The sequence below is a fragment of the Corynebacterium sp. AOP12-C2-36 genome (assembly GCF_052379185.1).
Taxonomy (GTDB): domain Bacteria; phylum Actinomycetota; class Actinomycetes; order Mycobacteriales; family Mycobacteriaceae; genus Corynebacterium.
The window spans coordinates 1-21,887 of sequence record NZ_JBQSYJ010000030.1; the positions used below are offsets into that span (position 1 = coordinate 1).

Annotated in this window: 25 protein-coding genes; 12 read left to right on the forward strand and 13 right to left on the reverse strand. The window is 66.3% G+C overall.

Features of this window, described 5'->3' with window-relative positions:
• Positions 1-416: 416 nt before the first annotated feature.
• The 3 genes from ACT3UN_RS15210 to ACT3UN_RS15220 all read right to left on the reverse strand — a co-directional run bounded on the left by ACT3UN_RS15210 (position 417) and on the right by ACT3UN_RS15220 (position 1,733).
• Positions 417-1,109, reverse strand: coding sequence for a hypothetical protein (locus tag ACT3UN_RS15210; protein ID WP_444657504.1), 693 nt, complete (start codon positions 1,107-1,109; stop codon positions 417-419).
• Between the two features lie 14 nt (positions 1,110-1,123).
• The gene (locus ACT3UN_RS15215; protein ID WP_444657505.1) at positions 1,124-1,321 is read right to left on the reverse strand and encodes a hypothetical protein; all 198 of its coding nucleotides are present in this window, start codon (positions 1,319-1,321) and stop codon (positions 1,124-1,126) included.
• Between the two features lie 85 nt (positions 1,322-1,406).
• Positions 1,407-1,733 carry a hypothetical protein gene (locus ACT3UN_RS15220; RefSeq protein WP_444657506.1) on the reverse strand — a complete coding sequence of 109 codons (327 nt, stop codon included), beginning with the start codon at positions 1,731-1,733 and terminating at the stop codon, positions 1,407-1,409.
• 685 nt (positions 1,734-2,418) lie between these two features.
• Between ACT3UN_RS15220 and ACT3UN_RS15225 the strand changes: the two genes are divergently transcribed.
• A complete protein-coding gene (locus tag ACT3UN_RS15225; RefSeq protein ID WP_444657507.1) occupies positions 2,419-2,796 on the forward strand; it encodes a hypothetical protein in 378 nt (125 codons plus the stop codon).
• Positions 2,797-2,870: 74 nt separating this feature from the next.
• On the opposite strand, the gene ACT3UN_RS15230 is transcribed toward ACT3UN_RS15225, so the two are convergent.
• Both ACT3UN_RS15230 and ACT3UN_RS15235 read right to left on the reverse strand, forming a co-directional pair.
• Positions 2,871-3,101, reverse strand: a complete 231-nt coding sequence (locus ACT3UN_RS15230; RefSeq protein ID WP_444657508.1) for a hypothetical protein — start codon at positions 3,099-3,101, stop codon at positions 2,871-2,873.
• Positions 3,082-3,546 carry a hypothetical protein gene (locus ACT3UN_RS15235; protein WP_444657509.1) on the reverse strand — a complete coding sequence of 155 codons (465 nt, stop codon included), beginning with the start codon at positions 3,544-3,546 and terminating at the stop codon, positions 3,082-3,084. Before ACT3UN_RS15235 ends, ACT3UN_RS15230 begins: the two co-directional genes overlap by 20 nt.
• A 780-nt stretch (positions 3,547-4,326) precedes the next feature.
• On the opposite strand from ACT3UN_RS15235, the gene ACT3UN_RS15240 reads away from it, so the two are divergent.
• From ACT3UN_RS15240 to ACT3UN_RS15280, 9 genes are all read left to right on the forward strand, one after another.
• On the forward strand, positions 4,327-4,773 hold the full coding sequence (locus ACT3UN_RS15240; protein ID WP_444657510.1) for a hypothetical protein: 447 nt from the start codon (positions 4,327-4,329) through the stop codon (positions 4,771-4,773).
• Positions 4,774-4,950, forward strand: coding sequence for a hypothetical protein (locus ACT3UN_RS15245; RefSeq protein ID WP_444657511.1), 177 nt, complete (start codon positions 4,774-4,776; stop codon positions 4,948-4,950).
• Positions 4,951-5,304: 354 nt separating this feature from the next.
• The gene (locus ACT3UN_RS15250) at positions 5,305-5,958 is read left to right on the forward strand and encodes an undecaprenyl diphosphate synthase family protein (protein WP_444657512.1); all 654 of its coding nucleotides are present in this window, start codon (positions 5,305-5,307) and stop codon (positions 5,956-5,958) included.
• A 159-nt stretch (positions 5,959-6,117) separates the two neighbouring features.
• Complete coding sequence (locus tag ACT3UN_RS15255) at positions 6,118-6,876, forward strand: hypothetical protein (protein ID WP_444657513.1); 759 nt, start codon at positions 6,118-6,120, stop codon at positions 6,874-6,876.
• Positions 6,877-7,050: 174 nt separating this feature from the next.
• Positions 7,051-7,272, forward strand: a complete 222-nt coding sequence (locus ACT3UN_RS15260) for a hypothetical protein (protein WP_444657514.1) — start codon at positions 7,051-7,053, stop codon at positions 7,270-7,272.
• Between the two features lie 132 nt (positions 7,273-7,404).
• A complete protein-coding gene (locus ACT3UN_RS15265) occupies positions 7,405-7,962 on the forward strand; it encodes an LPD29 domain-containing protein (protein WP_444657515.1) in 558 nt (185 codons plus the stop codon).
• A gap of 544 nt (positions 7,963-8,506) precedes the next feature.
• Positions 8,507-8,815 (forward strand): hypothetical protein, encoded by a 309-nt coding sequence (locus tag ACT3UN_RS15270; RefSeq protein WP_444657516.1) that lies wholly within the window; start codon positions 8,507-8,509, stop codon positions 8,813-8,815.
• A complete protein-coding gene (locus ACT3UN_RS15275; protein ID WP_444657517.1) occupies positions 8,812-9,051 on the forward strand; it encodes a hypothetical protein in 240 nt (79 codons plus the stop codon). Before ACT3UN_RS15270 ends, ACT3UN_RS15275 begins: the two co-directional genes overlap by 4 nt.
• A 61-nt stretch (positions 9,052-9,112) precedes the next feature.
• Positions 9,113-9,379 (forward strand): hypothetical protein, encoded by a 267-nt coding sequence (locus ACT3UN_RS15280; RefSeq protein WP_444657518.1) that lies wholly within the window; start codon positions 9,113-9,115, stop codon positions 9,377-9,379.
• 601 nt (positions 9,380-9,980) lie between these two features.
• On the opposite strand, the gene eccB is transcribed toward ACT3UN_RS15280, so the two are convergent.
• Both eccB and ACT3UN_RS15290 read right to left on the reverse strand, forming a co-directional pair.
• Entirely contained in the window at positions 9,981-11,717 is a 1,737-nt protein-coding gene (eccB, locus tag ACT3UN_RS15285) for a type VII secretion protein EccB (protein WP_444657519.1), read from the reverse strand.
• A gap of 183 nt (positions 11,718-11,900) precedes the next feature.
• Positions 11,901-13,544, reverse strand: coding sequence for an AAA family ATPase (locus tag ACT3UN_RS15290; RefSeq protein WP_444657520.1), 1,644 nt, complete (start codon positions 13,542-13,544; stop codon positions 11,901-11,903).
• A 738-nt stretch (positions 13,545-14,282) separates the two neighbouring features.
• On the opposite strand from ACT3UN_RS15290, the gene ACT3UN_RS15295 reads away from it, so the two are divergent.
• Both ACT3UN_RS15295 and ACT3UN_RS15300 read left to right on the forward strand, forming a co-directional pair.
• Positions 14,283-18,617 (forward strand): FtsK/SpoIIIE domain-containing protein, encoded by a 4,335-nt coding sequence (locus ACT3UN_RS15295; protein WP_444657521.1) that lies wholly within the window; start codon positions 14,283-14,285, stop codon positions 18,615-18,617.
• Positions 18,618-18,744: 127 nt separating this feature from the next.
• Positions 18,745-19,512: a hypothetical protein gene (locus ACT3UN_RS15300; protein ID WP_444657522.1), complete on the forward strand. Its 768-nt coding sequence runs from the start codon at positions 18,745-18,747 to the stop codon at positions 19,510-19,512.
• A gap of 87 nt (positions 19,513-19,599) precedes the next feature.
• Here the strand turns inward: ACT3UN_RS15300 and ACT3UN_RS15305 are convergent, their stop codons facing one another.
• From ACT3UN_RS15305 to ACT3UN_RS15330, 6 genes are all read right to left on the reverse strand, one after another.
• Positions 19,600-19,818: a hypothetical protein gene (locus tag ACT3UN_RS15305; protein WP_444657523.1), complete on the reverse strand. Its 219-nt coding sequence runs from the start codon at positions 19,816-19,818 to the stop codon at positions 19,600-19,602.
• Positions 19,819-19,850: 32 nt separating this feature from the next.
• Entirely contained in the window at positions 19,851-20,102 is a 252-nt protein-coding gene (locus ACT3UN_RS15310) for a hypothetical protein (RefSeq protein ID WP_444657524.1), read from the reverse strand.
• Entirely contained in the window at positions 20,099-20,461 is a 363-nt protein-coding gene (locus tag ACT3UN_RS15315; RefSeq protein WP_444657525.1) for a hypothetical protein, read from the reverse strand. The genes ACT3UN_RS15310 and ACT3UN_RS15315 overlap by 4 nt, the downstream gene beginning before the upstream one ends.
• Positions 20,462-20,820: 359 nt before the next feature.
• On the reverse strand, positions 20,821-21,174 hold the full coding sequence (locus ACT3UN_RS15320) for a hypothetical protein (RefSeq protein WP_444657526.1): 354 nt from the start codon (positions 21,172-21,174) through the stop codon (positions 20,821-20,823).
• A 45-nt stretch (positions 21,175-21,219) separates the two neighbouring features.
• Positions 21,220-21,402 (reverse strand): hypothetical protein, encoded by a 183-nt coding sequence (locus tag ACT3UN_RS15325; protein ID WP_444657527.1) that lies wholly within the window; start codon positions 21,400-21,402, stop codon positions 21,220-21,222.
• 128 nt (positions 21,403-21,530) lie between these two features.
• A partial coding sequence (locus tag ACT3UN_RS15330; protein ID WP_444657528.1) for a hypothetical protein occupies positions 21,531-21,887 on the reverse strand: 357 nt, incomplete at its 5' end.

The window sequence follows — 21,887 nt, forward strand, 5'->3', positions numbered from 1 at the left end:
CCCGTCACGTCCCCTCCTTGCGCAGAACAGGACACAGTGTCCGCGTGGAGGCTGGAGGTGGAGGCAATGTCGCAGGCGCGGGTGTGTCCTGTTCTGCGCAGCCGGGCGCGGGGCCGTGGGGCCTGTGGGGGGCCATATCCGCCGCCGCGCAGGGCCCCGGCGCAGTAGAACCCCCGCCGGGGCCCTGCCGCTCGCGCTCGCGTCCCCTCCGGGACTGGTCGCAGGGTCTCGCAGGGGGGGGGGGGGTGCAGAACAAGGCACACGCACCGGGGAGCGGCGCGTGTGTCTCCGGGAGGTGGGCGAAGCGGGGTGTGCGCAGAACAGCGCACACGGGACGGGTCTGATGGCAGATCAGGCGCTCGCGTGGAGCATGTGCGCCTCGGCCAGGTGCTCGGCAGCGGAGTCGATCACGTCCGTCAGCCCGCCGGGGTGGCCGTCTCCCTGCTCCGGGGGCTGTCCGCGATCTGGTGGAGCATCTCGTCAACGGTGAACGCGGAGCGCGCAATGTCCCACAGTGCTCGGTGCGGACGTGCGGCGGACCCCTGCGGCAGCCACGCGCTGGCACGTTCGGCGGTGCGCTCGTACACGCCGTCGGGGCCGTCGAGGTCGTCGGCAAGCCCCAAGGTGCGCTTGCCGATCTCGGTCAGCGTGGAGGCGTCCACCGTGCGGTAGGTCAGGTACTCGGTGAGCCGGGGAAAGTCGCGGGCGACCATCGGCCGGTCGATGGAGCCAGGCGACGAGCCCAGCAGCGGCAGGGGATCCTCGGCGGTGACACCGTGCTCGGCGAGCATTCGCACGATCGCTTCCTCGACGGCAGGCAGTGCTCGGCCGGTGCGCTGGGTGAGGTCGTGCCACAGGCCGGTGTCGGTGTGCATGCCCCGGACGTAGTCGCTGCACGCCGCCTGCAGGTTCTCGACGGACACGGCGCGGCCGGGACCGGCCGCGTGGTCGATGACCTCGGCGTGGTGGTCGATGATGCTCAGGTCGGGTGCGACCAGGATCACGGCGATCTCCAGCACGCGGTCGCCGCCGTCAGCGACGGCGCGGGTGTCGAGGCCGGTGGACTCCAGGTCGATGCCGATGTACGCGGCGGTGTTCTGGTTCTCCATGTTCATGGCACCTCTCACAGGTCGCCGGTGGCTACGTGGACGTTGCGGTCGCTGTCGAGGTGCTCGACGACGCAGGAGGTCAGCGTCTGGAAGGAGTCGCCGGACTCGATGTCGCAGATGTTCTCCTCGCAGATGTTGCAGGTGATCTCCAGGTCCTGCTTCACCGGGTCGGTCGAGGCGGTGATGGAGACGTGCTTGTCGATCTGGAGCATGGGGTTCCTCTCGGTGGGGGTGGCCCGGGGGCGTGTCTGGCGGGCCTACTTTCTTCAGTATGTCAGATACCAGCCAACGTGGTCACTAGTGGCTGCGTCCCCATGCCCACCGCTCACGCAGGGCGTCCAGGTGCCCGTCGGTCACCGGCCCCGGCGCTCCCTGGGCCAGCAGTGCGTCCAGTCCGAGGACGTCCACTTCGGGTGCAAGCGCGCAGTGGTTTTCCAGGGCGCGGGCAATTCTGGCGCGCTTCTCCAGTAGCCCGGTGGCGCGGTCGCGCCGCAGCATTTCACCGGCGTCTTCGTCGACGACCACGTGCAGCTGACGGTCGATTGCGGCTATGTCGGCCAGGCAGGCGGCGCGTGATTCGGCGGAGCGCTGCTCGCCGTCGGTGGTCGCCCGCAGGTTGGACACCGGCGTCGGCGCTACAGATGATCCCCCAGAATATCCCCTTTGACGTGGAAGTTTCTTACCTGCCTTGGCTTCCAACTGGGAGATGCAGTTACGCACCGCCCTCCAGTCCGACGGGGTGGCAGGGAAGAACACAGGGTGCCCGAGTGGTGAAGTGGTTGACCAGTGACCACCTGGCGTCAGTTCCGGTTCGCTATATCCAAGAGTGGTGCATGCATCGAATATTTTCTGTAAATCTGATCGGGGCACAATGGTCCTTTTCGTCGATTGCTTTACGGATCAATGATAGCCACTTCCCACCCGCAGCGAGGGGACAACGGGGTTTCCGGGCCACTCGTCATGTCCCCCTAGCGCAGCGTGGACCTGCGACAAGGCGACCGGCTACGATGAGCGCATGGATGACAATCACTCCAACAATGACGTACACGCAACGTATACCAAGGCGACTACCAACCATGGCGCGGACAGCGGCACCGCCCCAGACGACGCTGCCGTCGCGCCGGCTGTAAGAAGCGTCGCTGGCGCGACGGCAGCGGCGGGCGCTGCGCAGCCGGTTGTAACCGACCCAGCGGCGGTGGAGCGTATGCCGCATCCTGGCGTGGAAGACAGCGCCACAGACGCCGGGGCAGGGGACACGGAAAGGGCAGGCGAACAGCCTGCGGAGGTGGGCGAGGAGCCCGGCCCGTCGGTGAGCGAGGCCGAGGTGAAATCGCTGCTGGACGCCGCCCGCGAGGCACTGGAGGCACTGGCCGACGCAGCCGGGCGCGGAGAGTCGGTCTGGGCGGCGTCGGTCGCGAAGTTCGCCACCGACGCCGTCGCCTCGGTGCCGAAACTCCCGACGCTGCGCGACCTCACCACCGCACAGCGCTTCGCGGCGGTCGGATCCCTGGCCACGGTGGCGTTCGCCAAGCGGCGCGGACGCTACCTCGTCGTGGCGATTGACGAGGACGCCGGCAAGGCTACGGTCGTGCAGCCCGCGACGAATACCGTGCTGACCTCAATGTTCAGCACGGTCACCGTGGACCCGGCGGCGCGGGTGTTCGATGCGGCGGCCCTGGCGGGGTAGGTCCACCGCTGCGCAGAACAGCGCACACGGTTGCAGGGGGGTGCGAGGGGAGACCCGGCTGACTAGTGCATCCGCTAGGCGGCATCGTCGCTGGTGTCCTGGCGGCCGCAGGGGGAGGTCCACGAGCAGGTGGACGTGTCGCAGATGGGCACTGAGCCGCGGCCTTTCTCCAGGTTGAGCCCCAGCACTGACCCGGAGACGACAGCGGCGGTGTGATGGTGCCCGTGAACCTGCACCCGCGGCGCCGCAGCAGAGCGCACACGGGCGATTCGCCGGCGGTTGGCCTCACCGGAGGAGTCGTTCATCTTCTCGCGGGCATGTCCTCCGGTGGCGCACAGCGCGTCGAACGTCCGACTGGGGCAGTCGTGGGTGACCAGGATGCCCACGCCGTCTCCCGCAGCGGTGACGGCGTGGGCATCCTGGGGCGCCGCTGATGTTCTCGGCCGTCCACCACGACTTTCCCTCCGTGCGGTGAGCTGTGTCGGCAGAGGACACCCCACCGAAGAATAGGATCTCGGCGCCGGCGAGGAGTGCCCGGCTTCCACGGGGAATGTAGGTGACCGAGTCGAACATCTGCACTGGTTCGGGTGCGTCCGGGTCGAGGATGCCGAAGTTCTCGTGGTTGCCGTCGATGAACCGGTAGTCGATGTCGCTGATCTCGATGCCGTCCGGGCAGATGCGCCGCAGCAGCCGCTGCTGTTTGGCCAGTTCGCGCGGGTTTTCGTACAGCCAGAAGTCGACGACCTGCACGATCGTGGTGGCCCCACGGTTCAGCGCCTGGGCGTTGGTGTGCGCGAAGGCGGCGAGTTTTCCATGCAGATCGCCTACGAAGGCGACGCGGCTGGGGTGGCTACGGCGGTGACCCTAGCGGGCACTCGGGGTCTGTGGCGGACGGGGCTGTGCGCCGACATCGGCAGAGTTCCGAGCACTCCCGGCAACTTGCCGGGGTGTCCCTCGGGCTGCGTAGAACACCGCATACCGGAGGTTCGGCCAACCTGCGCAGAACAGGACACATCGTGGCGGTCGTGTCCTGTTCTGCGCATCACTGGTCGCGAGTCGGCTGCGAAAAGTCAAAAGATGACTGAGAAAGATCACCCGGGAAGTGGTCAAATGAACAAACTTGACTGTAAAGTGTCATAATATGGATTATCGGCGAAATAGGGAAGGGTTATAACAGCAGGTGGCGTTGTATTTCTCGGGCCCTCCCGGCGTACTATGCGCCGATATCACGGCTTCGTCAACCGTCGGATCGACCGTCTTGCGCCGCTCCGACGTATCAGTTCCCTGGGCTTGACCGCCGTGATCATGTGCGTGGATCTGCGCAGCTGTCACGTCCTCAGGTCCCGATGTGCGCAGTTCTGCGCGAACACCCGCATCTCGGGCCGGTGTGTCGTGTTCTGCGCACCGGACGCACATCAGGGACCACCCGGCGACTAGCCACAGCGGGCATTAGTGCACATATACATAGAGTATGTACCTGAGGGTCCGGCATCCGGCCGAATCCGCACCCGCCGAAAGAAAACCCTGACCATGGGCCACGTAGTTACCTTCGCCAGCAGCAACCGATTCCGCGTCGTCAACGTCGACGCGTTCACCCGCGACATCGAGCGCCTTGCACCGAACACCACCATTAACGTCGTTGACCGCGAAGACCGGCTGGTTGAACTGTCCGGGGAGGAGGACGGCTGGGGCTACATTTTCTCGGAGGATATTCGCGATGAGGACCTCACACCCGACGAGCACGCCGTCTACGCCGTGGGTGGCGGCCCGTTTTCCGACCTCACCGACAAACTTTCCAGCCTGGTCGTTCGCCACCTCGACGGCGACAGCGTCGCGGTAGCGAACGAGGTCTATATCGACCTCCGCAGAGCCGGTCTCGGTGCGAACAGTACTGCGGTCAACGCCTCCGACGCGGGGATCGCCGAGGACTTCAACGAGTTCCGGGGCCGTGCCGCCGTCCTAGGGACGGTGATGTAGGTGCCCGCCGCTGCCGGCCCCGTGTCTCGTCGCTCGCCGTTCTCGGCGGCAGCGCTGCGTGCTTTCCGTTGCCTCGACCGAGCACTGCGCGTGCGGCCGACCAGCCTGTCCTCCCTGAACACCGCCGCCCGCGAACTGACCCTGTCGCTGCTGCCGTTGAGCCCCGAGGCACTGTAAGTCCTGGTAGCCAGCGTCGACGACCTGGCCGGCCTAGACACACTGCGCCGCCTGGAGACCGTCACAACAGCCGAGACGGTCGTAGGGATTCACCTCGGATCCGACGCGGTGATGTTCGTGGCCATGGCAGCCCACACCTGCATTGCCGATCTTCGCAGCTCTCCCTGATCCCTCCCCACCTCTACTTTCCGGGTCCCCAGAGTGCCCGCCGTCGTCATCCGTGTGTCTTGTTCTGCGCACGCCGTCGCCAGCGGCGGGTTTCGCGTTCGCCGGTTTCGCTCGGGCAGGCCCCTGCGGCGCTGCTACGGTATTTTCGTACGCCGCCACAGCCCAGAGATCCTGAGAGGACTTCCCATGTCCGCGCCCACTGAACTACGCCATCTGGCCATCTCCCCCGACGGCAACCGCCGTTGGGCCGCTCGCCGCGGGCAGAGCCCCGCCGAGGGGTACACCGCCGCGCTCGATGTGCTTCCGGGGCTCATCGAGGTCACCCGGTCGCGCGGCATCAGCCACCTATCGCTGCACGCGATGAACCACCTGTCCTGGACTCGGCCCGCTGGCGAACTGGAGGCCGTGATGGACACGGTGACCCGCTTCGTCGGCACCCTCGCCGAGCCGGTGGCCACCGGTGCAGCCGCGGTGACTTGGATCGGGTACAGGCATCACGTCCCCACGTCCCTGCGACACCGTATCGAGGAACTGGAGGACGCCAGCCCGGCCCATGACTCCACCGCCGAACTCCAGATCGCCCTGTACCTCGACTACGACGCCGGCGATCATCTGCGCGCGGCGTCCGGGGATGTCGACGCCCTGGAGCCGGTGGGATTTCCCCCGGTTGACCTGTATATTCGTACGTCTGGAAACCAGCGCACTTCCGGGTTCGACCCGCTGCGGATCGCCCAGGCCGAGCTCATGTTCGCCGAGGGCGGTTTCCCCGACTTCACCGCCGAGCGGCTGTCCGATTGCCTGGATCAGTTCGCCGGACGAACCAGAACGTTCGGCCGCTAACCCCAGGATTTGGGGCAGGGCAGGGTAATCTCATAGTACTGGCGCACTCTATCGCCAGTTCACCTCCCCGCGTTACTGCCCCCTCCCCGCACATACCCTCCCGCGATCAGCGTGTCGGACAACCCCGCCCGAACAGGAAGATACGACAAGGAGCCCCAGATGGATTTCGCCCCGATCGACGCCCTCTCCATCATCCTCGGCGTCGCCGGTCTCGGCATCGCCGTCTACCGACTCAGCCACCGCGACACGTTCCCCAGCCTTGCGCTGACGGCACTGACCAGCTCACTGGGTGTGGCGGTTCTACTGCGCTCACCCTGGCTGGGTGACACGATCATCGACGGGCTGGGACATGCCGTCACCGGATGGTGGAACCTCCCGGACCTGATCGGCCACATCTGCGCTTTCATCGCCATCGCAGCGGGCATTACCTACCTCACCCAGGCGCTCATGGCCGATACTCCTGGGGCCCGAAGTCGCACTGTGGCAATCAACAGCGCATTGGCGGTCTTCGCTATCGCTTGCGCGGCCGCGTTCGTCACTGGTGGCGGGTATCAGATCCAAGCAGTCAACATGGTCCAGCTCGATGGCATGCAGCCCTACTCGATGCTCTGGTCTGCCTGCTTGTTGGCCTGGCACTGCGTGACGGCCTTTGTCGCCTTCAAGCTCGTCTCCACACTGGGATGGTCCAGCTTCGCCGTCGCCCTCACTGCCGCGGCAACTGCAGGCACGGCGATGGCCCTGCACCGGTTGACCGCTGTGAGCTTTCCGGCGGTGTTCGACTTCCACTACGGGGCGATCAGCTGGACGTTGGCGGTTCTCACCATCGTCGGCTACCTGTCGGTGGCCGTCCTCGTGACCCGGCACCGGGTCCGCTCGACCCCAACGCCGAGCCCCGGTCTGAACCTGGCTACCGTCTAGCCGCCCTGCCCCTCCAACCCCCGGTCGTACGTCATGTGCGACCGGGGGTTTCGTTTGTCTCTGACCAAGGGACCCCACGACTACTCGCCAGATCGATCACTACTCGGGCATACTGGTGTCAGACAGCGAGGAATAGAATCCGGCTCACCTCACACACCGAAAGGACTCCCGAACATGGCCACCAAGACCACCCGTATGCCCGCCCTGCCCGAGAATCCCCACGCCGTCCTGTGCCGCGACGCTGTCACCGGAAAGTTGCTTGGCCGTCTGACCCCCGAAGGTACGGCGACGCGCCGCAACCTGTTCGCCATGATCATGACCAAGGATCGCGCCGAGGAGATCGCCGAGAAGATCAACGCCGGCAGCGAGTTCGCCGCCAAGGCGATCAAGTTCTAGGACGACGCATTGAGTAGGGACATGGCAACTACCTATTATGGCGGTTAGTAATTGCGTAGAGTGGGGGCCAGCACAGCAGTCCGGGCGCCCGGCCCGGGACTCACCCACCACCTGAAGGAAACCGCCATGCCCATGACCAAGTACACCCCCGCCGCCGAGGTCAACAAGATCGTGCGCCGCGTGCTTAAAGCCGCCTTACCCGGCACGAAGTTCTCCGTGACCAAGTCCAACGAGACCACAATTCGTATCGGCTGGACCGACGGCCCCACCGCCCGGCAGGTCGACGACCTGACCCAGTTCGCCCGCGGCGGTGACTTCGACGGCATGACCGACACCATGAACTACCGACCGGCCACCGGGGCTCTCTACTCCGAGAACTCCATCGTCGCCGAGGAACTGGCGAAGTACACCGGTGACTGGGGAGCAACCTTCCACCCGCTCAACGACTTCGTGTTCACCAGCCGCAGCGTTTCGATCGAGGCCCTGGAGGTGGCCGCAGCGGACCTGGAGGTGGAGATGGGTGTGGCCGTCGATCGCCACGAAGACGGCACCCTGAACCTGCATGACTACAGCCCCGTCGCTCAGGAGGTGTCGGAGCGCACCAACTTGTACGCCCGCAACTGGGATCAGGTGCTGTCCACCCGCCTTGCCGACGTGGACCTCACTGCTTCCGCCGTGGCCGCCAAGTAGGCCCACCCCCCCCCCTCCCCATCGAACCACAAGGAGATGCCCCCACGGCCCTTGGCGGCTGGTCGCGCTGGTCGCACGACGCGGCGAAGTGCGCGCACCGGCCACCGCGACGGCACTTCGCCGAGCGTGGCGGATCTGACAACCATTCGCGACAAGCGGCACCTGTCGCGAATTCACTGCGTTCGAAAGTGCGGCCCCGCCGGTGCGGTACCTTCACACCGGGGCATGCCGAGGGCGCCATCGGCCCAGGGCACCCCCCCCGCCACACTGGCACGCCGCGAGCCCGCCGTGGGCCATTCCGTCGGCCGTCTCAGGGAACAGGGACCAGCATGGCTAGTAGGTGCACCGCTCGCCCCGCCCCGTCGCCCCGCCGAGCCCCCACGCCGACCGCGCCGCCTGCTGCGGGAACGCTGCCGATCCGGGGCGGTCACCCGTCACGTCCCCACTAGTAGGGTGGCGAGTGTCGCCTGGCGCAACGGCATACACGAACTGCGGGAATGTAGGCTAGTGACCACGTTGGTCGGTATACGGTACGCTTGCCGGCATGACCACTTCAGCCCCGCACCTACTCGACCGCGGCGTACTGCACTCCGTCGAATGGGCCGTCCTCTCCGGCGGTCCGGACGGACTGTGCGGCTACTGCCAACTCCCCGACGCTCACCCCTGGTCCAAGGACACTGCCGATCTTCCGCAGGCCTACACCGCCCGAGTCACCCACACCCCTGCCGACGGCGGATACGTCACCCTGCGCCTGGCCGGCAAGCTCGGAGCCACCGGGAAAGACGTCCGCAACGAGATCATCGCGCTGGTCAAGTCCGCCGACAACGCGCTGTGCGACGTGGTGATCCCGTGAGCATCGCCGAACTGTCCACCCAGCAACTCCTGCTCGCCGGCCTGGTCGGCGGAGGCATCTTCTTTCTGGTCTGCCTGCTTGGCGCTGTCGGCTGCGTGTTCGCCCGCAGCCGTGTCATCGACACCGACGAGTTGGCGGCCGACCGCTGGACCGAGTCGATCCAGGTGTGCTCCTGGGTCGCCGCCGGTACCGCCGCTGCGTTGGTCGTCCTCGCGGTACTGACCGTCGCGCTCTAGCGGATCGCAGGGACCCAGCCACCTCCCCACGGACGACCCGAACCTGTGACAAGGAACAGCCATGACCACGATCCACGCCCGCATCCTCGCCGACCATGCTGCGGCGCTCGACGGAGGAACACCGACAGGTGCCCGCGACTCGGTGACGGTGCACGCCCTCGCCGGCGCGATCGACGCGATCAACATGTCGGACCCCAGCGGGATCTGCCGCCGACCGCTCACCGACCACGAAACCGTCCCCGTGCTGCGCGGAAGCCCGGCGACGCAGTCACGGGTCGATCCTGACCTGTCCGACCGTCTGGTCGGTATGACGCATCGGCAGCAGTGATCTTGGTGGTCCTGCTCTGGCTCTGCCTCACCCTCGGCGTGCTCGCCGCAGGGCTCCTGTTGGCGGACACGGACCGCTAGCGTCTGTGGTGCGCCTGCTCAGGTGGGCAGGCGCTGTACGCAGTGCTCTGGCTGAGCCGCCGAACTCATCTTCTTGTGCCGCCCCATCAGTACCCCACCCCCCACCGGAACGTGTGCGGGATTCTGCGCAGGGTTGCTGCTGGTGGGTGGGCATGCCAGAATAGACATATTGCTTATCCTTCGAGAGGTAGACGCTAAGACCTGTTGCTTTGTTCGGCGATGGTCTTGGCTTTTCAGAACGGGTCCCGGCGGCAACCGGGACCCGTTCTTCATGTTCGGGTGTAGGGCTAGGTCATCGACGACCACGACTCCGGGGGATGACGGTCGTAGAACTCGGTCAGCGCCTGGGCGTAGATACTGCTGATGTGGCGACGCTCGGCCTCGGCGTGGGCGTAGACCATCCTCGCCACCTTCGCCGGAACATTGACCTGCAGCCGCACCAGCCCGGACGCGAGAAACCCCCGCAAAACCACTGTTGCACGGGGATGTGGCTTACGGGGGTATTCACGTGGAGGCGACGGTCACGGCTCCTCGGGCTCGCTGGTCTCAGTGGGCTGCTCGCTTTCGGACTCCGGAGAATCCGGCTCACGCGACGCCGACGACTCCTCGGTGCCGTACTGCTCGATCAGGTCCTCGGCCAGATCGTCGACCTCGTCTGGATCCGGCTCGGTGTCCTGGGTCTGCGTCGGGTCAGCCTGGCGGGTCTGCTCCGGGGCGTCGCTGTCCTCGCTGTCGGCTCCCGCTTCCGGTGTGTCGTCGGAGGTGCCCACCGTCTCCACCAGTGCAGCCTCCCGCGACAGGTCCGGGCCTTTGGGCAGCATCCGGGCGACGCCGTCGGGGATCATCACCGGCTCGTCGGTAAAGCCCAGGGAACTGCGCACGTCGTCGTCGTCGCCCTCGTCGTCAGCGCCACCGAGAAGATCGAAGCGCACCCCGGCGTCGGAGACGTACATCATCTGGCTGTGCTCGTCGGCGCCGCGCTCGCCGTTGCCGGTCACCTGAGCAAACCACCCACGCCCAGGGGCGGTCACCACCCGGTCGGCAACCGGTCGGGAACCGTCGGCCAGCGGCAGGGTCTCCACAGCCTGGTCGTTGACGCTGTCACGCACCGGCAGCGTGTCGCTGTAGATGATCCGGGTCTCCGGGGTGTTGGACCCCGCCGCACGCTTCCAAGCCATGCACACGCTAGCCGGGGTGTGCACTCGCGGCGTGGAGGACGGAAAGGAGTCCATGTTGATCGACGAGGTCTGGGCGTAGTCGGCCACCTCGCCGCCGGTGACCTCGCTGGAGGACCCACCGTGGTTGACCAGGATCTCGGCGACCACCTCGGAGATGCGCTGCACCCCGTCGTCGAGCACGGCGTAATAGCGCGTCGACCCGTCGGCGGTGGAGGTGCGCAGCACGTCGCCGACGCTGTGCTCGTTCACCTCGCTGCTCACCTCCCCGGAACGGTTGAGGTTGGGGGCGAGCATGTCGGGACTGGCCGGGATCGAGTTGAGGGTGCCGCGGCTGACCACCTGTGCGTTGCTGATCTGCTCGGCGCCGATGCCGAGGGCGTCCGTCATTGCCGCGTCGTCGGCGTCGACCTTAGCCTTGTGGTTGCCGAACAGGATGTAGAGCTGGGACTGCTCGTCGACAGGGCGCACCAGGATCGCGTCCGACTTGGTCATCACGTCGCCGCCAGCCCACACGTCACCGGCAACCGCGGTGGTGGTCAGGTTGCGTGAGGTGGTCAGCGAGAGGTTGGAGCGGGTGTCGCGCCAGTCGCACATCCCCCAGTAGGACCCTTGATCGCTGGGGTTGGTCGCCAGGTTGTTCGGCGCGCCGTCGATACCGACCTGTGGGCCGCGGCCGTACTCCCGGAGCTCGTCGGTGCCGACGATGGTGGGTGAGTCCGGGGATCCGGTGATCAGTCGGGCGGAGGCGAGGTTGCGAACCTCGTGCAGCCTGTTGTCGGCGTTCTCGTCGGGCTCGCCAGTGGACGGGTCGATCGGGGGCATGGCGACGTACAGGCCGCCGTCCTTGGTGGAGATCATCTCCGACATGCCTGAGTTGGGTGTGGGGTTCATCATCCCCATGGCGAACGCCAGGCCGACGGCGAGGCCGGCCAGAACGCCGCCGTACCCCCAGATGGCGAAGTTGGCCGACGGAGTGTCCACCAGTGCCGACGACCTTCCGGTCGTGACGGCCTGGCGGTACTGCCGGTCCAGGAAGTTCTCACCGGTGAGGCGCTGTTTGGATAGTGGGCGACGGGACACTGCGGTACTCCTGCACGTCGAGGGGGCCTCTTGTGCCACCGCGGTGTGGGCCTGCGGCGACAGATTCAGGGTGATCGTGTAACACCTGATGATGGTAGCAGTGGTGCGCGACCATGCCGACGACGTACAGCAAACGAGGCCGAGGACCACTGGCCGCGGTATCCCCGGGTGTGGAGAGTCGGACTACCCGGCGACAGGTCCCGACGCAGCGAACCCCGCGTGCGCCGGGGCGACCAGCAGGTCGATTGCCTCCGACAGATCCGCCGGCAGGTAGAGCTCAATGGCCGCGCGCGTCATCGCGACGTACAGGGCCATCAACTCGTCCATGGATCGCTGCTCGAAGGTTCCGTCGGAACGTCGGGACGGGATGCGCGGCGTGGTCCCGGGGATGATCTCCTCAGGTGAGAGGGCGAGTCGGACCCGGTCCCACTCCCGTCCCTTGGACTTGTGGATGGTGCACACGACCGTGTCGGCGTGCTCGGCATCGGTGCACTTCTCCAGGATCGACAGAACGTGCTCCGGGCCCGTGTTCAGCCCCATGCGCAGCAGCATGCCCAGGTCCCCGGCCTCGCCGGACTTCGGGTCGCAGAACTCGCGCAGCGAGTGCTCCCCGGTCAGGTGCTTCAGTGACTTGTGGTGGGCCGACTGCCCGCTGCAGATGCGCGAGATGTCCTGCATGATCCAGGAGATGTAGTCGATGTCGGCGACGGCGTGCACCCGGCGACCGGCAGCCTGTTCCGCGGAGACCTCCTGGATCAGCCGGGCGTTGGTTCGCACGAGCACGGCGTCGACCTCCGGCGGCCGGCTGCTGGGGACCGTCACGTGCACGCTGGAGGTTATCGACGGGGATCCGGTCAGCCGCAGCTGCGCGCCCATGACGTCGAGGATGCGGTTCGACGCCTCGGCGATCTCGGCGCCGAAGCGGAACGACTGGCTCAACGGCAACACGGCCGCACCGGGGATCTGCGACAGGATCGGCAGCGCGTCGATCGCTCCGGTGAACCCGTTGATCGCCTGGGCGCTGTCGCCGACGGCGACGATGCGCATCTTGCCGATCTGGTCGCGAATAATCGACAGCATCGCAGGGCGGGCGTCCTGGGCCTCGTCAACAAGCAGCAGGGATCCGTGCGGCCAGAACGCGGTGAGGTCCGGATGCTGCAGGCTGACCATCTTCAGGTAGTAGTCGTGGGTGAACGCGATGCGTCCTTCAGGGTGGGTAATGTCAGCGGCCCACAGCCAGTTCGCCAGCTCCACGACGGTGCCGGCGAAGTCATTGTCGAAGACTTCCGGCGGCATGCCGACCGGGCAGTCGACGTGCTGTGGTCCGACGGTCTCGGCGTCGCTGGCGCACCAGGACCGAAGCGCGTCGAGACCGTGGATCAGCATGCGGTTGGCGCTGATGGTGGTGTTGCGCGCGGGGGCGCTCGCGGCATAGCGGGCGTGGTTGCGGTCGGTGAAGCTGGAGTACGCGTAGGTCTGTGCGTATTTCATGTGCCGGGCCAGTTTCCACCGCGGCACGGCGTTGTCGCTTCCCAGCCGCGACAGCAGCACGCTGATGTGCGGGTAGGTCGTGGCGATCTGGAAACACAGTGAGTGGATCGTCATCGCAGCGACGTTCCCCCGGTCGAACTTGGATCCGACTTCGGCGGCGACCGATTTGTTCAGCGCGACGTAGGCTCCCCCGACGCCGTAGTCGGCGAAGACGCTGGCGATCCACCGGATAACCTTGGTCTTGCCGGTGCCGGCACCGGCGACGATCACTGCCGCAGGGGGGCCGGCGAGCACTGTGTCGATGATGGTCTGCTGCTGTGGCGTCGGGCTGGTCATGGTGTCGTCGGCGTCCTGGTCGGAGATAGGGGAATCCTTCTAGGTGGTGCAGTATCACCCTAGCAGCGTCAAGCAATGCCGGCTTCGGGACCACGTCGCGGCGATCGCTAACTCGACCAGCCGCGCAGCGTCCCCGGAGCCGGCAACTCCCCTCCCCTGCCCCAGTATTGCCCTCATCGACGCAGCCGGAGGTCTGGGCCAGTTCCTGTGCCCCGGGCCGTGCACGGGTGGTGTGCCAGGGGGTCGCACGCCAGGCAGGCCTGCAGTGGCTCGATAGGCGGGGTGCCGGCATCGAGGCGCGCGCACGCATAGCTGCACAGATGCAGGACCCGCCCCACAGCCGGGGTGGTCCGCAAAACTGTGCCAGACGGCGTGCCCGACCGCGTTCACGAGACCGTGCTGGGGCGTGTGCAGGAATCCGTGCCAGGGGACGTGCGACCCACTGAGCCATACTCGCCGCGCTGGTCGGGTCTACGCGAGGTGTCACCGGGGTACCTCAGGTCACGTCGGGACTCGGATCACCATCGAACTACTAATGCAGGAATCTTATGAAACGGTACGTTAACCTCTGTTCAGATGGTTGCTATTCGTCACTTCCGCAGCTGTTCAGATTGTTTCCGCGGCCAGCATGTTTCCGTGCTTGGTGACACAAGATCACCCTAAATGGCATAATCAAACAGCATGTCGTACAACGTGTTCAGGCCAGCGCCGCAGCGGCGATCCATCCCCGAGGTACCTATGAATGGCGCCCAGCTCGAACCTGCACCACCGCAGGAGATCGAGCCGATGAAGTCGACGATGCGCAAACTCATGCCCATCGCCATGATCGGCGGCATGGTCGTGATGATGGCGGTGATGATGCTCATGCGCTCCGGTGGCGCGAGCACCGGAGCCTCGGCGGCCACCGGCGGCGGTATCGGCGGCATGATGATGATGATGATGCTCATGAGCCGGATGGGCCAGGCCGGCCAGAACGGCGAAGGGCCCAGCGAAGCCGACATCGACAAGTCCCGCAAGAAGAACTCCATGGAGATCTCCAAGAAGCGCGAGGTGGTCCACGGAATCGGCGAGGCGATGCACGTCACTACCGTGCGCACGCTGCCCAACCCGTACGCGATGCCCACCCTGATCGGGGCGCAGCACGACACCCTGTGGTCGGTGAATCCCCACAACAACGATGGAATCGCCAACGGGCTGGCCGAGGAAGGGACCCTAGCGCGGTACCCGGCCTACACCGCCCGCATCGGTGTGGGCCCGCGTGAGCTGAACCCGCAGATCGATATTGGGGACATGACGGATGTCACCGAGACCCGCGAGCCGGTGATCTACACCCAGAACGTGAACTTCATGACCGTCAATGGCGCGGTCCAGGAGTGCGCGATCGGCGTGAACCTCACTGAGGGTGCCTACTCGCTGACCCGCAGCCACGACCGCGAGGCGGCCTACTGCCTGGCACGCACCATGCTGCTGTCTCTGGCCTACGCACACTCCCCGACCAACCTCCACGTCGTGGTCGTCACCTCCGAAGACAACCGCGACAAGTGGGAGTGGGTCAAGTGGCTGCCGCACAACGAAAACGTCTTCGCCGACCCCGACTCAGTGTCGCGTCACGGCTTCGTGCCGATGTTCTACACCGACATGCGCTCGGCCACCCGCGACCTGATGCGCTTTCGCCGCGAGGCCAAGCGCAACGACGCGCGGATCTACGTCGTCGTCGACACCCCCGACGAGGTCGTGTCATACCCCACCGACCTGATCGTCACCGCCGAGGACAACGACGCGGCTACCCAGGTCATCAAGGAGGACGGGCGCTCCGTCATCGCCGTCGACGACGTCACAATGATCATCGTCAACGGCTTTGACGAGGAAGTCACCATGGAGGAGGAGCGCTTCGACGTCACCCTCGACAACCAGGTGCACTTCTTCCCGCTGCACGGCGTGCCCATCCGCTGCGACGACACCTCCATCGAGGTAGCCGAGCGCGTCGCCCGCCACCTGGCGGGAATCCGCCCTGAGGGCTTCGGCCAGCTCGCCGCCGCCAGTGACGATGTCGTCGACCACACCCCGGTCGCCGTCGACGCCCCGACCCTGATGGACGTCGTCGGCACCGCCGACCTGTCCATCTACGACCTACGCCGCAAGTGGCAGGACAACGACGACGAAGAGAACTTCCTCGCCCCCGTCGGATTCGAGGTGGACTCGCGCAAGTACAACCCCACCGGCGAGCTCGCGGAGCTGGACATCCTGCAGCACTCTTCCGGCGGTTCCGGCCCCCACGGCCTATTCTCCGGATCCACCGGTACGGGCAAGTCGTTCCTGCTGAAGTGCATCCTGCTGATCTGGATGCTGAGGTTCTCCCCGCGACGTGTCGTGTTCATCCTCGCCGACTTCAAGGGTGGGGCGACGTTCAACGACTTTGCCGGCATGCCCCACGTACTGGCCTGCCTGTCCAACCTGAGGGACGCGGTCGACATGGTCGACCGCACCCGTGCGGCTCTGGAAGGCGAGGTTCTGCGCCGCCAGGAACTGCTGAAGCGCTGGGGCTGCGAGGACTACGTCACGTACAACAAGATGAAGCGCAAGAACCCCGACCTGGACATGCCGGACCTACCGGCCCTGGTCTTCGTCGCCGACGAGTTCCGCGAGTTCATCAAGAACAACCCCAGCTACAAGGAAATGTTCGCATCCATCGCCGCGGTGGGACGCTCGCTTCGCATCCACCTGCTGCTGGGAAGCCAGTACCTCGACACCACGCTGCTGGGCGACGCGATGGAACAGTTCACCTACGGTTTCACCCTGAAGGTCGAGAGCGCAGCGCGATCCAACGCAGTCATCAAGTCCGGCGAGGGGGCGACCCTGCCGCCCAACCGGGTGGCCGTGCTGCGCAGCCAGCACATGCAGGAGTCCAGGCTGACCTGGTTCCAGGGGTTTAACCATGGGCTGGCATACGACCCGGCCGCTGCGGTGAAGACCGTCGACGGGCGCACCGCACCCGCCCCGGCGGCCCCCGGCGACAACACCGCCGAGGTGCTGACCTTCGACACCGCGCAGTTCACCCGCGCGGCGTCACTGAGCGGGCAGACGGACTCCAGCATCGACATCATCGACCACGACCCCAAGGGACGCGACACCCGTGAGGACGAGGAGGTGCGCGACCAGTTCACCGCCGTACGCGACATGATCCTGGAAAAGGGCGCCGACTACACCACCCCGCGCACTCTGTGGGCCGAGCCGATGAGCGTGCCAATGTCCCTGGCCCACATCAGCGACGACTACTGGGGAACCATCCCCGACGGAACGCTGCGCCTCGGCGACATCGACGTACCCTTCGAGCACCGGCGCAAGCCGATGGAGGTCTCGCTGAATGGCAAGGGCTCCAGCATCGCCGTCTACGGCGACCGCGGAACGGGCCGGTCCACGACCGTCAAGACCTTGGTCGCTTCCTCGGCGATGCGCCACACCGGAAACCGCGTCGGCTGGCTGCTCTACGACTACTCCGGCAACAGCCTGTCGGACATGGAGCCCTGGCCCAACGTCGCCGCCTACGCCAACCGCACCGACAACGACATGTGGCTGCGCATGCGCGGCGAGGTCGACCGGATCATGGCACTGCGCGAGACCGCCTGGACCACCCACCGCCCCGCCGACCTGAACGATTACATCGACCGCAAGGCCGACCTCGGTATCACTGACGACCCCTACGGCCACCTGGTGATCGCCATCGACGGATTCGGCGCCTGGATCGAGGCGGTCAAGGACGACCACCCGGACCTCGTCGACTGGGTCAAGACGCTGGTGACTCGCGGACCGCAGTACGGTGTGCACATCGTGGTTACCCTGTCGGGCAAGGACGGGTTCAAGGCCCCCCAGCTCGGTGAGCTCTTCAGCACCAAGATCATCCTCAACCACGACGACCCCGCGGATGCACCGGCCCGCGGCCTGCCCCTGCGCACCCTGCTCGGGACCATCCCCTCGTCCACCCCGGGCCGGGTGGCCGACGGCTCGATGACCACGGCCAAGGGCGAGGTCGACTGGCACCACGGGCGCATCATGGTGCCGGTGGCCTACCGCATCGAGGAGGGCCCACTGCCCGGTGGCGGGTTCGGCTACGACCACAGCCGCAACTACTCCGACGCAATCCGGGACCTGGGCACCAAGATCGCGGAGTTCCACGAGCGCGAGACCCCCGGCACCTCGCTGGAGAAGCTCATGGCACCGAAGGGCGCGGTCAGCTTCCAGAAGACCTGGAACCTGGTGCAGTCCGACAACCCGAACCTGCTCCTCGACGGGGTAGTCGACGGAAAGCAGCAGCGCGTTGCCGGCCACGAGCGCAAGATCCCGCTGGGCGTCTCGATGGCCACCGGCAAGCCGTACTATCACGACCTGCAGCGCACGGCTCGCGCCCGTCACCTGTTGATCGCCGGCGCCGCCGGCCGCGGTGCGACCACCCTGCTGCGCACCCACATGTCCGGCGTGATGGCCACGTACTCACCGTCCGAGGCGTCGATGATCCTGCTCGACGGCGGTGGCGCACTGATCGACTTCCAGCAGCGTGCCGTGGAACGCGGCTTCATGAAGCCGACCAACTACGCGATGAACCGATCCAAGCTCACTGAGATCAGCGAGCGTCTGGAGAAGATTATCGACATGCGCATGCCGTCGGAGGAACTGCTGCAGTCCGACCCGAAGCTGATCACCACCCGCGGCTACTTCAGCGGAAAGGAGATCTTCGTCTACGTCGACAAGTACCCCAGCTTCAAGCAGCCCAGCCCGTCGATGCCGGGCCTGGAGAAGCTGATGGCGCTGATGGAATCCGGCATCGACGTCGGAATCCACTTCATCGTCACCGAGACCGACGCCGCGTTGAGCTCGGACACGATGATGAGCAAGTTCATCGCCCCGATGATCGCCGACCACCCCACCGGCATGGTGATCCTGTCGTCTGGCCTGCGCGGCGGATCCCCCGGCTACGGGATCAAGTACCGCCACCTGCCCACCGGCCGGGTGCGTATGGTCAACTCCTCGGGCCAGGAGACCGAGGTCCAGGCGGCCAACGTCGGCCCGCTGCAGTAGCGCGCTGACACGACTACCCCGACTACCAACCCGCGAGGTCACTAGAAGCCCTCCCGCACATGTCATGATGTGTGGGAGGGCTTCACTCATGCCCACCGGAGAACACCACACAGGAGAACGCGAGACCATGGCCAGAGACAGTTTCAACACCCGCCGCTCGGCACGCCGACGGATCCTGCCGAGAACCAACCGGTCCCGGCCGCGTCATCCCTCGGCGACGCGCAGCTACATCGTGATCGCCGCGGTGGTGGCAGTGATCGTCGCCCTGGTCGCCCTGGTGATCATCCGGCCGTGGTCGACCACCGAATCCGACACACTCGACGAGGTCGCCACCACCGCCGACCGCCTGGCCGTGGAGGACGTGGTCACGGTGGACTACACCACCAACGCCGGCACGTTCACCGGGTCGCTGGACACCCGTGGCCGAGTGATCGGCGAGTTCACCACCGACAGCACCTCCGAGCCGGTCAGCGCCCTGGTGGTCTCCACCGGCGCCGACGTGTTCGCCGAGGGCGGCCCGCCGCTGTGGGAGGCTGCCGGCATGGGCGGGGACTTCGTCGGTTGGGTCAACGTCAACGACGCATCGTTGATCCCCGCTGCGCTCGATCCGTCACTGGCGCAGGTGGCACACGCCGCACGCACCCAGGACGCCAACGTCAACGCCGGCGGGATCACCAGCTTGCGCGGGTTCACCGTCCAGGTGCTCGACAACGGTGACGAGGGCGGCACCCCGAAGTTGAAGATCAGCCGCGGGTCGGTGGTCGCCACGGTAACGGGAGGCGGGGACATGGCGAATGTGGACGACCTGCTCGCTGCGGCCGGCGGTACCCCGGCTCGGGTGGTCAGCGGCGACGATGGCGCGCTGCGCGTGGATGGTCCGTCGCCGCGGCGCTGATCTGTTCCCACAACAGAACCCCCGTAGCCTCCCATGAGGTAGCGGGGGTTCTGTTGTGTGCGGTGCGTCTAGATGCTGCCCCTGCGGTCAGGTGCTTCCTGCGCGGCGGGTGTCCTGCAGGTAGTCGACGATGGGAGTCCACGGCCCCGGTGCGGCCCCCGGTTCCACCGTGCGCACCACCGGTGCCTCCAGGGTGGTCTGCGCGATTCGTCGTCCGGCTGTGCGGACACACTGGGACCGGTGGCAGGTGGACTCCGCGGCGTGGTCGCGGTCCGGGTCGAAGCCTCCCGCCTGCGAAGAGTTCACCAGTTGCACGGTGCGGGTGACGTGACGGCACATCACTGCTCACCACTTCCGGTGCCCGGATCCTCGGCACCCTGGGCCTGCGCGGTTCCGACCCAGGTGTCGAGGCGGGAGTGCTCCCCCATGGCTGGGGTCAGCGCGAACACAGCGACCGCCGTGGCGACAACGACGCCGCCGAGACTGGCGAACACAGCATGGCGGCTGGCCCGCAGTGTCAGCCAGAACGCGCAGGCGGCGAAGACGGGCGCCCAGATCAGGATCACGGCGGTGGGTACGGCGATGCTCATGCGTGATCCCCCATCCGGTAGCCGGCAGCAACGAGATCACCGGCGAGTACCCGGAGGTTCTCGACCAGCTCGGACTTCACCGACGGGTCCTGGTGCAGTTCGCGGATCGCGGCGTCGGCGAGGGTGTCGGCAACGGCTGCAACGGCTACAACTTCCGCGTAGGGATTGTGGTCGGTGCCGGCCGATGCGTCCGGGTCGTGGGCCAGGCCGGCATTGAGGAGTAGCCGGGCCCGGTGCAGGTTTCGTTCGACCAGGAACCCACGAAGCGCAGGGTTCTCGTGGCGCTCGACCAGCGCGGAGTCGGTCAGCGCCTCAGCGAGACGGCGCTGATCGCCGGTGGCTTCGGTATACACATTCATGGGGAGCATATTACAGCACAACGTGTCGAGATGGTCGGTAGTACGCGCGTCCCTGACGGCTACCATGTGCGCAGAAAACGGCTTCGTGCGGGTAGTTTGTCGAACATGGATTCGATGGAAAACCGTTGGCTGTGGGTGGAGACCCGCCCTCCGCAGTGCCCGGCAGGCCACTCGTGGACCACCGCCGGCAGCCACCTGGTCGGATGGTCCGGCGGCAACGGAAACTACGGTCACCGGATCTGGGAGTGCACGACGTGCGACGCCCGGGTACACGACGACGGGGTGTCTTGGCCGTCGATATCGGTCAGGGCGAAAGACCTGGCCCACACCCCGACCACGCGACCGGCAGCTACCCGCACCTAGAGACAGATCTTCTCCGCCCGGCGCAGTTCCGTCTCGCTGACGGCAAGGTCATAGCCACCGGGCCGGTAGGTTTCGCTGGTACCACCCACGACCATGACGGCGTAGCTGCGGTTGCGCTGACGGGTGCCTCCAGTAACCTTGCCCTTGGTGTTAATTCCGGTCACGACGCCGACGACGTACGTGCCGTCCTGGGCCTCGGGGAGCCGGTAGACACCCGAGACCTCTACGTCCTCCTGCCGCACCGGCAGAGTAGACCAGTAGTGCGCCCGGGATCCCTTCGGAGTGGCGGAAAGCCGTGCCACCTCTTGCTCGGTGGTCTCGGGTGGGGTGCCGAGTCGTCGGAATGTCACGGTGTGTCTCCTTAGCGGTAGTGTGTCGAACATGAGTTCTGGTGGTCAGTGGTTGTGGGTGGAGACCCACCCATCAGCCTCCTGTCGGAGGTGGTCAATCAGCGCCGTCTTTATCCGCTCGATCTCCTCCGCCTGGGCGATAACCGTGCGGGCGAGATCCGGCGCCGCGGCGATGAGGTGAGCGTCGAGCGCGGCACCCATGCCGCCACTGCGGGGCGGTACCACCATCTCCCTGTCGTCCAGACTGACGGCCACCTAGCCGGCGGTCGTGCGGTCGTCGGGCACTGTGTACGCCTCCCAGGCACCAGAGGTGGCCCTGTCGAGTAGGGACTTGGCTTGGTCTGCGGAGATGTCGCTCACTTCTCCACCACCTCTACGGGGCCGACAGGCCGACGGACAAGGTGGTAGGCCTCTCTGGGGAGTACGCCTTCCATGTAGGCCTTCCACTTCTCCGCATGGGAGCGTGAGGTAGTCCAGCGCTGGTGTCCGGGTTCTTCGTCCTCGGTTCCGTAGAAGTCGAGGCAGATGACGACCTGACGGTGCAGGACACCCCACTGCCACGTCTGTGCGGCGATGGTGGCGCGCATTTCCGGGGCAGCGGCAGCGAGGCGGTGGTCTTCTTCGCACCACCAGTCACTGCGCTCTGCGGTGAGGACAGGTCGTTCACCCTCTGCTGCTGCGATGAATCCTGTGCATTCGCTCGCTGTCCACGG